Origin of the sequence: Paenibacillus sp. TAF43_2, assembly GCF_052113545.1 — a bacterium.
GTDB lineage: Bacteria > Bacillota > Bacilli > Paenibacillales > Paenibacillaceae > Pristimantibacillus.
The window spans coordinates 1-10,617 of the sequence record NZ_JBFRDK010000226.1; the positions used below are offsets into that span (position 1 = coordinate 1).

12 protein-coding genes are annotated in these 10,617 nt (G+C 45.5%); 2 read left to right on the forward strand and 10 right to left on the reverse strand.

The window, feature by feature from the left end; genetic code table 11:
* Positions 1–232 precede the first annotated feature (232 nt).
* The 8 genes from AB4Z17_RS29710 to AB4Z17_RS29745 form a co-directional block, all read right to left on the reverse strand.
* Positions 233–1,390 carry a Gfo/Idh/MocA family protein gene (locus tag AB4Z17_RS29710; RefSeq protein ID WP_441963864.1) on the reverse strand — a complete coding sequence of 386 codons (1,158 nt, stop codon included), beginning with the start codon at positions 1,388–1,390 and terminating at the stop codon, positions 233–235.
* On the reverse strand, positions 1,391–1,798 hold the full coding sequence (locus AB4Z17_RS29715; RefSeq protein WP_441963866.1) for a VOC family protein: 408 nt from the start codon (positions 1,796–1,798) through the stop codon (positions 1,391–1,393).
* A 2-nt stretch (positions 1,799–1,800) separates the two neighbouring features.
* The gene (locus AB4Z17_RS29720; protein ID WP_441911937.1) at positions 1,801–2,232 is read right to left on the reverse strand and encodes a VOC family protein; all 432 of its coding nucleotides are present in this window, start codon (positions 2,230–2,232) and stop codon (positions 1,801–1,803) included.
* A 55-nt stretch (positions 2,233–2,287) separates the two neighbouring features.
* A complete protein-coding gene (locus AB4Z17_RS29725; RefSeq protein WP_441963868.1) occupies positions 2,288–2,605 on the reverse strand; it encodes a hypothetical protein in 318 nt (105 codons plus the stop codon).
* 67 nt (positions 2,606–2,672) lie between these two features.
* Complete coding sequence (locus AB4Z17_RS29730) at positions 2,673–3,551, reverse strand: carbohydrate ABC transporter permease (protein WP_076267319.1); 879 nt, start codon at positions 3,549–3,551, stop codon at positions 2,673–2,675.
* 12 nt (positions 3,552–3,563) lie between these two features.
* Complete coding sequence (locus tag AB4Z17_RS29735; protein WP_441963870.1) at positions 3,564–4,454, reverse strand: carbohydrate ABC transporter permease; 891 nt, start codon at positions 4,452–4,454, stop codon at positions 3,564–3,566.
* A 128-nt stretch (positions 4,455–4,582) separates the two neighbouring features.
* On the reverse strand, positions 4,583–5,941 hold the full coding sequence (locus AB4Z17_RS29740; RefSeq protein ID WP_441963872.1) for an ABC transporter substrate-binding protein: 1,359 nt from the start codon (positions 5,939–5,941) through the stop codon (positions 4,583–4,585).
* A 197-nt stretch (positions 5,942–6,138) separates the two neighbouring features.
* Positions 6,139–7,179, reverse strand: a complete 1,041-nt coding sequence (locus AB4Z17_RS29745; protein ID WP_441911944.1) for a LacI family DNA-binding transcriptional regulator — start codon at positions 7,177–7,179, stop codon at positions 6,139–6,141.
* Positions 7,180–7,399: 220 nt separating this feature from the next.
* Here AB4Z17_RS29745 and AB4Z17_RS29750 point away from each other — a divergent pair, with 220 nt between their 5' ends.
* Together AB4Z17_RS29750 and AB4Z17_RS29755 are read left to right on the forward strand one after the other, a co-directional pair.
* Positions 7,400–8,233, forward strand: a complete 834-nt coding sequence (locus AB4Z17_RS29750) for a sugar phosphate isomerase/epimerase family protein (protein WP_441963874.1) — start codon at positions 7,400–7,402, stop codon at positions 8,231–8,233.
* A 14-nt stretch (positions 8,234–8,247) separates the two neighbouring features.
* Complete coding sequence (locus tag AB4Z17_RS29755) at positions 8,248–8,718, forward strand: heme-degrading domain-containing protein (protein ID WP_441963876.1); 471 nt, start codon at positions 8,248–8,250, stop codon at positions 8,716–8,718.
* Positions 8,719–8,799: 81 nt separating this feature from the next.
* Here AB4Z17_RS29755 and thrC read toward each other — a convergent pair whose 3' ends face one another.
* Positions 8,800–10,194 carry a threonine synthase gene (gene thrC / locus AB4Z17_RS29760; protein WP_076267322.1) on the reverse strand — a complete coding sequence of 465 codons (1,395 nt, stop codon included), beginning with the start codon at positions 10,192–10,194 and terminating at the stop codon, positions 8,800–8,802.
* A 219-nt stretch (positions 10,195–10,413) separates the two neighbouring features.
* On the reverse strand, positions 10,414–10,617 hold a 204-nt coding region (locus tag AB4Z17_RS29765; RefSeq protein ID WP_441963878.1), incomplete at its 5' end, for an S-layer homology domain-containing protein.

Consider the following 10,617-nt stretch of genomic DNA (forward strand, 5'->3'; position numbering starts at 1 on the left):
GTTCTTATCTTGCTCCATTTCTCGCGATTGAATTTGTTGAAGTCATTCACAGGTTATCCCTCACCCAATTACATATTTCTAGTGGTACATATTCCCGAAATAGGATTCAGCACCTTATTTAATATGGCGATTATAACATAAGTATAATCAAAAATAGGCTGCAGCAAGAAGAATAATCCTTCTTCACTACAGCCTAACACGTCAACCGACTATTCATTTTTGTTATATGAAGCTACGAAAACAACAAAGAGTCGCTAATTGCAGGTACATCCATCCACTGTCTCGACTCGGCAGAACGCTCAACAGCTTCAATAACGAGCTGATTTCTATAGCCGTCCTCGAAATTCGGAACAGGATTAATGCCGCTGTGCAGCCCTTCCATGAACGTCGCCATCATATTAATAAAGGTATGCTCGTAGCCGATAATATGACCAGCCGGCCAATAGCTTCCGGCGAAAGGGTGTACCTGCTCTGTACAATGAATTGTGCGAAAGCCCTGAATGCCTTCTGGATCTTCCTCCAGATACAATTCAAGAAGATTCATATGCTCCATATCCCATCGTATCGACCCTTTTGACCCGTTTATTTCAAATCGATGTCCATTGCGGTTGCCCTTGGCAAATCTGCTCGCTTCGAAGACACCGACCGCGCCATTTGCAAATTTAGCTAGGAAAGAGGAAGCATCATCAACATCAACACAGCCTCTTTCCCCCATCTTGCCCTCCACAGGCCGCTCTTTCACAAAGGTATGAAGCAAGCCTGTTACTTCGGAAATTTCACCGATTAGGAATCTCGAGAGGTCAACTACATGCGACATCAGGTCACCGTGCGCTCCTGACCCGCTTTGCTCCTTGCGGAGACGCCACCCTATCGGAATATTCGGATCTGCCAGCCAATCCTGCAAATACTCGCCTCGAAAATGATAGATTTTCCCTAGCCTGCCCTCATCGATCAGCTTCTTAGCTAGCTGTATCGCAGGCGCAAAACGATAATTATGGCAAATCATATGCATAACGCCCGCTTTTTTTACCGCCTGCAGCATCTTCGCTGCTTGGCTTGCACTGACCGCGAGCGGCTTCTCGCAAATGACATGCTTGCCCGCTTCTGCCGCAGCGATTGCGATCTCAGCATGAAGATGATTAGGGGCTCCGATGTCAATGACATCAATATCTTGTCGTTCTAGCAGCTTTCTCCAATCTGTCTCCCAGGAGATCCACCCCATCTTATGGGCCGCCGCGCTGACTTCCGCTTCATTCCGTCCTGCGATTGCCTGCAGCACAGGCTCTACCGGCGTATCGAAGTAGAATGGCAGGTCGCGATAGGCGTGGCTATGCGCTTTCCCCATAAACTTATAACCAATCATGCCAATTCTAGCTGTCTTCTTCATCATTTAGCTTCTACTTTGCGGCGAGCGCGGATCAAGCTGCATAAATTCGATAGGGAAGCCGTCAGGGTCCTTCGCCCAGCATTGCAGGTTGAGGTCTTTGCCTTGTTTGGGCTCACTGTCCAGCTCAATGCCATGTTTTTTCAAATGGTTAGCGATTTCATAAATATCATCGACCTCGAAGCAAATATGTGTCGAGCCCGCATTTTTTGGATTGCTGATATATTCACGCGTGCCGCCATAAAACAATTCAATAAATTGGCCATCGGCCACCTTCAAATAATTAATCCATGGCTTGCCTTCATCATCGTCCAGCTTGAAAGCTTGCTCGAAGCCCAGTACCCCACTATAGAAATGAAGCGATTTGTCCATATCCGATACAACAAATGCGATATGCGCGTTACCTTTTAACATTGTTATGCCTCCTTTTTTGCACTGCTTTTGGCATGTGGGGAATCGGGATGAATCTGCACAAACTCAACCGCATTTCCGTCGGGGTCATGTATCCAGCAGTTATGATTTAAATCCTTGCCATGTCCAGGCTTGTCGTCATTCATTAGTCCATGCTCATAGAAGCGCTTCGCAAGCTCCTCGATATTATCGGTTTCGAAGCAGAAGTGGTGATATCCAATTAAGTTCGGCGCATAGCGGTTTTCCGGCACCTTTACCCCGTCATAAAACAATTCCAAAAATTGTCCGTCCGACACCTTCAAATAAACAATCCATGGCTTATTATCGTCATCATGAATTTCAAACGCTTTGGTCAATCCAGCAATGTCGCAGTAAAAGTGCAAAGACTTTTCCATGTCTGTGACACGAATCGCATTGTGAGCAATACCTTTTATCATATGAATCCTCCTCAAAATCTATTTTTTAAGACTCCGCTTGTGCGATATGCTTCGCTTAATTTTGTTTTGGACCAAGCTCCTGAAGCCCCAAAGTTACGCCCAGCATGTTCTCCGAGTCAAAATAGGAATAACGTCCGGAGCCATACTCCGGACCCAGCTGCAAATTTGCAAATTTTGTCCGCGTGTCACGATATTCGCCGCGGTACCACGTATAATTGTCATCCGTATGCTCTGTGCTTGGCTCCTCTAGCTTCGGCTCTTGAATTTCTGGCAGCGGCAGGTTGAATAAACGGCAATAATAGTTGACTRCCTCTTCAATGTTATCTACAACGAGCCCTATTTTGGTTAGGTTGGAATTCTGAATATGATTCACATGCGCACATCCTTTTCCGAAAAATTAGTTATTTAATCGTCATCTAGCAACTCACTCTATTAAACTATTAGTCATTGCTCCCCCAGCGGTTGCTAACCTTGAATAGAACCAGCGTAAAGACTAGAGCTATAACAAGCAGAACCCATGCCATAGCCGAAGCGTATCCCATTTTCGCATACTGGAAGGCGTTCTGATAAAGGTAAAGGGAATAGAACATCGTTGAGCCATTCGGCCCGCCCTGCGTAATAATGAAAGATTCCGCAAACGATTGAAAGGTGCCGATAATGCCGGTAATGACATTAAAGAGAATGACTGGCCTGAGCATAGGCAATGTAATAGAAAACATCTTTTGCATCGAATTTGCGCCATCGATTGATGCCGCTTCATATAGCGATTCTGGAATGCCTTGTAGTCCGGCAAGATAAATAATGATCGATCCGCCAGCACCCCATAGTCCCATAAGGATAAAAGCAGGCTTCGACCAGCTTGGACTGGCAAACCACCCGGGACCATCAATGCCAATCCAGCCAAGTACTGTATTTACCACACCAGAATCCGGCTGCAGCACCCACACCCAAAGAATCGACAGGATAACAAACGGAACGAGCGTTGGCAGGAAAAAGATCACCCGGAAAAAGGCCATGCCTTTAACCTTCTTATTATTAAGAAGAATCGATATAAATACGGTACATGCCGTTATGACAGTGAGACCTATAAACACCATATACAAGGTATTCTTAAGCACGGTATAAAACATATCATCACCGGTAAAAAGCGTCTTATAGTTCTCCAGACCAACAAAGACAGGCGGATTGATGATATCGTAGTCGGTTAATGAATAATAGAACGAGCTGATTAACGGGTAAGCAGTGAAAAACAAGAATCCAACAATCCAAGGTGAAATAAAGAGCAAACCGTTGACCAAATCTTTTCTCATCATATTCATCTTCATACACTCCTAACCTTTGATCCCCGAGAAGGCGATCCCTTGAATGAAATACTTCTGGAGAACAAAGAAGATAACGAGCACCGGCAGTGTCATGCTGATGCCAATTGCCATTAGAAGCGGCCAACGTGGATCATTAACGGACATGATCTGCTGGATACCGAGTGAAAGCGTATAAAGCTTGTTATCACTCAAAAATACGAGAGGGCCAATGAAATCACCCCAAGCGTGTGTGAAGGAGAAGATCATGACTGTTGTAATTACAGGCAGCGATAAAGGAAGAATCATTTGCCAATAAATCCGAAACTCACTTGCCCCGTCGACCTTAGCGGATTGCGAAAGCTCCTTCGGAATGCCCATTAGAAATTGACGCAATAAGAAGATAAAAAACGGGTTTCCAAAAAATACAGGAACAATAAGCGGGAGGAACGTTCCGATCCAACCGAGCTTTTGAAACATAAGAAATAGTGGAATCATCGTCACTTGAAACGGCAGCATCATTGTCGCAAGGACTAAAACGAATACACCGTCTCTCCCCTTCCATTCCACGCGGGAGAAGCCGTAGGCAATCAACGTATTCGATATAACTGCTCCGACGATGCCAAAGCCGGCAATGGTGAGCGTATTTCGTAAATACAGGAAAAACGGAAACTCGCCAAAAGCTGTTGAAAAGTTGGACCATTGCGGCTTGCTAGGAATCCAAACCGGCGGATTTGCAAACAATTCCGTGCTGCTCTTGAGTGAACCGGACAGCAGCCATAGAAAAGGCAGAACAAATGCAATCGTGATCAAGCCCAAAACAAGGTAAACGGCAGCAAGCTCCAAACGCTCCATTCCTTTTTTGGATTTGTGCTTGGCAGGTACAATCGRTTTTCCCTTAAGGTCTGTAGCAGTAGTTCTCAAGTTTATTCACCACCTTGCAAGTATTTACTTCCTACCTGTTATTGCCTTAGAAGCTCCTGCTCCCGGAAGCGGTGCATGCTCAGCTTCATCCGAGAGCGGGTCTTCTGTATTTCACTATTTCTATTTCATTATTTCTTTTTGTCTACTTCCTTTTGCAGCTTCTTCTCTACTTCTTCAAGCAGCGGCTTCGGATTTTTATTGTTATAGATGACATTATCGCGCAGCAGCTTTAGCTCATTGGACATTTCCTTGGCAACTGGCGTTAATGCCGGATGTCCGGAATTTGGTGACGCTGCGACTTCGCGAACGACTTTGTAGACTGCATCATTTTCCTTATCCCACTTAATCGCATCGCTTGGCGCATTGTAGATGGAGATGGAGCGCCAAGTGTTAATATTGTCAGCAAGAATTTCAGGCTGACCTCCAAACAAAATGAATTTCATCGCATTCTCAGGGTTTTTCGCGCCCTTAGGAATCATGAATACATTCGTTCCGAACGTTGTTGCTTTCTCGCGGCCATTTGCCGGAAATGGTATTGCCGCTACGCGATACTCTTGGTCTGGCGCATAAATGCTGAGCGCATTCGCGAACCAGTTGCCGTTGACAGTCATCGCCACTTTACCCGTGAAGAATGGGTGATCCGGGGAAAATGCGCCGCCAAAGCCCGACGTAAATGATTTGATTTTCTCTGGATTGTATTTCTGCGCATACTTGTTCATCCAGTTGTACATATCGCTTAAGTGATCATCATTGAGCTTAACATCTCCTGTTTTATCATCAATGAAATTCGCTCCGAAAACCCAGCCCCACAGAAACGCGTCATCACCGGCGTCGATCCATGGAATAAAACCTAGTCGTTCAACGTTTTTGCCGTTTAACACCGTCAGCTTCTCAGCCGCAGCATCAAGCTCTTCGATTGTTCTCGGCGGATTATCTGGATCAAGTCCTGCTTCTCTGAACATGGCTACATTGTAATAGAGCAAGTTAACGTTGGAATCCTGCGGGTATAAATATGTTTTGTCATCCCGCTTCATTAATGGCAAGAATGAGGGCAGAACGTCCGATTCGTTGAAGCCCATAGCGGAAAGATAATCATCCATTGGCTCAAGAGCACCTTGCGCTGCGAGTGAGTAAGCGCTTGCATAATCGGAACTAATAACGACGTCCGGCGGATTTTTTCCAGATATGACGGATACCAGCTTGCCATTTGAAAGGCCGCCATCCGGTGGAACATAGGTGGCATTAATCTTATAGGTTGGATTTTTCGTCTCGAACTCTTCCATTCGCCATTTGTCCCATTTCTCCGAGTCGCCGCCCCAAGGATACCAATAATTAATGTCTCCTCCAGCTGCGGCAGCCCCTTCATTTCCTTTTGTTCCTGCATCATTGCTCGGCTTTGGCGCGGAGCCTGATCCGCCTGAGCAGGCCGTAATTAATAACATCGTGGAAATTATACTACTAACTAATACCGTCATTCCTTTTTTCACCGTAAATACCCCCTTGATAAAAAGTAATAGTCAGTTCAGTCTGCTTCGTATCCATCGTCAAGTTGGAAACCTTATTTCGATTACACCTTAATCACCCCTTCCAATGTGAACGCGTGTTTATTGCGGTTTAAAAAAATGTCTTCCTCGAAGTTGCTCACAAAAACATTTAACACGCGTTTATTAATTAAGAAAAAAATTTACAACCTGCGGCATGAATCCCGAACGACTAAACTGCAATCCAGTGTAATTTGTTTGACTGACGCTTCCGGCTGCTCAATTCTGTCGATGAGCATAGAGGTCAATTGCCCCAGCATGCCGCTAAAATCAATTCGGATTGTTGTTAAAGCCGGATGATGTTTCTCGCTAAGTGCATGATCATCAAAGCCGATCATCGACATATCTGCAGGCACCTGCAATCCCTGTTCCTTTAAAGCTCTAATCGCCCCGAATGCTACACTATCATTAGCCGCAATAATAGCTGTAGGCAGCTCGCTCTTCGTATTAAGAAAATTATGAATCGCTTCATATCCGCTTTCTTCATGAAAGCTGCCCTGTATTACCCAGTCCAGATTGACCTGCAAGCCGCATAATTGCATCGCGTTCACGAAGCCTTCGTATTTCGTAGGACCAGATAGCCGCTTCATATCCCCGTTAATGACACCTATTTTCGTATGACCAAGTCCAACTAGATAGGCGACCGCCTGCTTCATGCCGGAATCATTGTTGAAATTTGAAACGATTCGGTTGGACTTTGGATGCTCTGGCTGCTCCTGATCCACAACGCCGACAATGAAACCCTCCTCAATAAGCTCCTCTATAATAGGCTCATGAGTAGCGGCACCAATAAAGATACCTCCGTCAATCCGGCGCTGGAAAAAAATCTCCTTTACGTTCTTCATTGTCTCGGTATCGTTTGTATCTCGGATGATATGTGTCAGAACATAATATCCATAAGCTGAGGCATCCTCAATTACACTTACGATGAGCATGTTCGTGAGAATATCACTAGATACATGGCCGGGAGCTATCAGAAACAAGCCAATTGTTCGTGCTCGTTTCCCAGCTAGCACTTGAGCCGATACATTAGGAAAATAATTATACTGCTGGATCACCTTCATAACTTTCTCACGCGTCTGTGTTGGAACGTTGGAGTAGTTATTAATAACTCTGCTGACCGTGCTGCGGGATACGCCAGCCAAGCGGGCGACCTCTACACTATTTATGTCTGCCTTTTTCAATTGTTGCTAGCCTCTTTCATGAACGCGCGTTTATGCCATTATCATATACATTTCATAAATTGGCTGTCAATCCCTTTGCAGCAACAAAATTTTATTTTTTCAATGTACTCATCCTCATCAAAAAGATTGATCTTGTATAAACACGCGTTTATGTTATACTTTGCTCAACATAAGTTATTCCTGCTAGCGAGAACATATTCGAACAAAGGACGGGGTTTCGATGAGGCTTGGAGGTCAGGTTTTTCTAGAAAATAAAAATCCTGAAAGTTGGTCAAATGCACTTATACAAGCGGGCTTCCGCGCAACAACCTGCCCCATAGACGGCAATGAAGATATTAGCGAGCTGGATGATTACTTAGCCGCAGCAGCAAAACATGATATTCTAATTTCCGAGGTCGGCGCATGGAGCAACCCTATTAGCCGAAATGAGGAAATAAGGCGCAAAGCGATTGCATACTGCACGCAGCGTCTGGAACTTGCAGAACGAATGGCTGCGCAGTGCTGCGTAAACATTGCCGGCTCACGCGGCGAACAATGGGACGGACCCGATCCCGAAAATTTCAGCGATGAAACCTTTGAGCTCATTGTAGAGACGACGCGTGAAATTATCGATGCGGTTAAACCGGAGAGAACCGTATTTGCCTTGGAAATGATGCCGTGGGTATTCCCAGATTCGGCTGACTCCTATCTTGCCTTGATCAAAGCGATCGATCGCAAAGGCTTTGGCGTACACTTCGATCCCGTCAATATCATCAGCAGCCCTCGGGCCTATTACCAAAATGGCAAGATCATCCGTGATTTTTTTGCAAAGCTTGGGCCCTATATTCGGAATTGCCATGCGAAGGATATTTTGCTGCGCGGCCAATTGACCGTTCATTTGGATGAGGTCATCCCAGGCCAAGGCTTGCTTGATTATCGTACTTTTCTTACCGAGCTGAACAAGCTGCACCCGGATACGACGCTCATTATTGAGCACCTATCCACCAATGAGCAGTATCAGCAAGCTCGGGAGTACATAAGCAAGACGGCTTCAGAGCTTAATATATCGCTGTAAAGGAGATCGGCATAATGAATCACGTACAACTCCTAGATGAAATGAAGCGCGAGGAAGAGGAGCTGCAATTCGACTCCTTCACGAACGAAACCGCGCTGCAAATCGGACTTGGGCTCATTGAGCAGGCCAAATCGGAGAACAAGTCGGTAACGATTGATATCCGAAAAGGTGAACAACAGCTGTTTCACTATGCTTTCCCCGGCACCTCGGCAGACAATGATGACTGGGTCATGCGAAAAGCACGCGTCGTCAATCGTTTCGGAGTCAGCTCCTATCGTATGGAAATCGAGCTGCGCGCTGCCAGTACAACGCTTGCCGAGCGTTATTCGTTATCCCCTTCACTCTATGCTCCTTATAACGGAGCGTATCCGATCTACGCTCGAGGCTTCGGGGTAATCGGAACCATTGCTGTATCCGGATTGCCGGATGATCAAGATCATAAGCTGATCACTTCTGTGCTCCGAAATATACTTAAACGAGCCTAAATATAGGCTCCAATAGAAAAAAGGCAGCAGCGAAAGGATTTCTCCTCTAGCTGCTGCCTTTTCGTATCCAAGCATGAATGATTATGCGTTATAAAATGCTTCTAATTGGCTAACGACCGCTGCAAGCGATCCGTCTACGCGAGTCTGACGCTGTTCTTTGCTGAACAGCGAAGCGATTTGCTCAGGGAATTGCTGCTCGATGCCGCAAAGCTCGATGGCTTCGTTGAACTTAGCTGGATGAGCCGTCGCAAGCGAGATTGTGATTCCTTGTTCATTGCTGTATTTGTCAGCCGCAGCGACGCCGCAAGCTGAATGCGGATCAAGCAGGTAGCCGTTTTCCGCTTCATATTTCTTAATCGTGTTCAGGCACTCTTGACCTTGTACGCCATGCGCGCCAAACTCGGCTTGCACTCTGCTCAGCGCATCGCCGGCAATGACGATTTGTCCTTCGGCTTTGAACTGATCCATCAGACTGCGAATTTGAGCAGCATCCTCCCCAAGCACATAATACAAGTAACGCTCAAAGTTGCTGGCTACTTGAATGTCCATCGATGGGCTGTACGTGCTGCGGAAGTCTCCCGGCTTGTACACGCCCTCAAGAATAAAGCGCTCCAAAATATTGTTCTCATTCGTAGCTAGAATGAGCTTGCCTACAGGAAGTCCCATACGCTTCGCTAGGTAACCTGCAAAAATATCACCGAAGTTGCCTGTCGGTACGCTAAAGTTGACCTGCTTCGCATCCGTCTGCTTCGCCACTTGGAAGTAGGCATAGAAATAGTAAACCGTCTGCGCCAAGATTCGAACAAAGTTGATGGAGTTGATCGCCGCAAGCTGATTGTTAGCCTTAAAATCAAGGTCAGCGAACAAATCCTTAATCATGCGCTGACAATCGTCAAAGTTGCCATCTACGGATAGATTCAGCACATTGTCGTCTTGAACCGTCGTCATTTGCAGCTCTTGTACTTTACTTACTTTGCCATGTGGATGAAGAATACAAATCTTGATGCCGTCCTTGCCTTTAACGCCCTCGATTGCTGAAGCTCCTGTATCGCCGGAAGTAGCACCGAGTATATGAATTTTTTTATTTTGCTTCGCTGCAACATACGTATAAAGCTGGCCCATGAACTGAAGCGCGATATCTTTAAAAGCAAAGGTAGGACCGTGGAACAGCTCCAGCAAATAAAGATCATCCTTTAGCTTGCGGACAGGCGTTACTTCCGGGTCACGGAAAGTAGCATAGCTCGCGTACACCATATCTTTCAAATCCTGTGCTGGAATCTCATCATTCGTAAAATGCGAGAATATAGCAAGTACAAGCTCTTGATAGCTAAGATTCTGCCATTCCTTTAATGTTTCAGCTGAAATAACTGGAATTTCGCTTGGAACAAGCAGTCCTCCATCGTTGCCTAAGCCCATCATAAACGCATCGATAAACCCTATTTTGCCAACATTTCCTCTTGTACTAATGTACTCCATCTGTAAATAGCCTCCTACATGCGCACAATTATCGTCAAATTTCGTTATCTAAATCATATCATCGTTTTCCATAATAATCGATTGTTTTCACAACAGTATATCATTTTTATCGTCTAACAAGCTAAAACGCATTCGGCGTTCTTTAGAAAAAAATATACTGTCTTATATTTAAATAAACGAAAGACATCCCTTATTTTGGGATGTCTCGCGTTAAACCTGCTATTTGACGAAGTTTGCTACAATCGATGCAATCTCGGCGCGTGTAATCTTTTCCTTTGGCCGGATGGAACCATCCTCATAACCCTTAATAATGCCCGCTTCTGTTAATGCTGCTATAGCTTCTTTAGCCCAGCTGGACACGCCTGGCTCATCCGCAAAGGATGGCTTGGCTGCTCCTGAGGCAACGATTATTTGGTCTTTAAC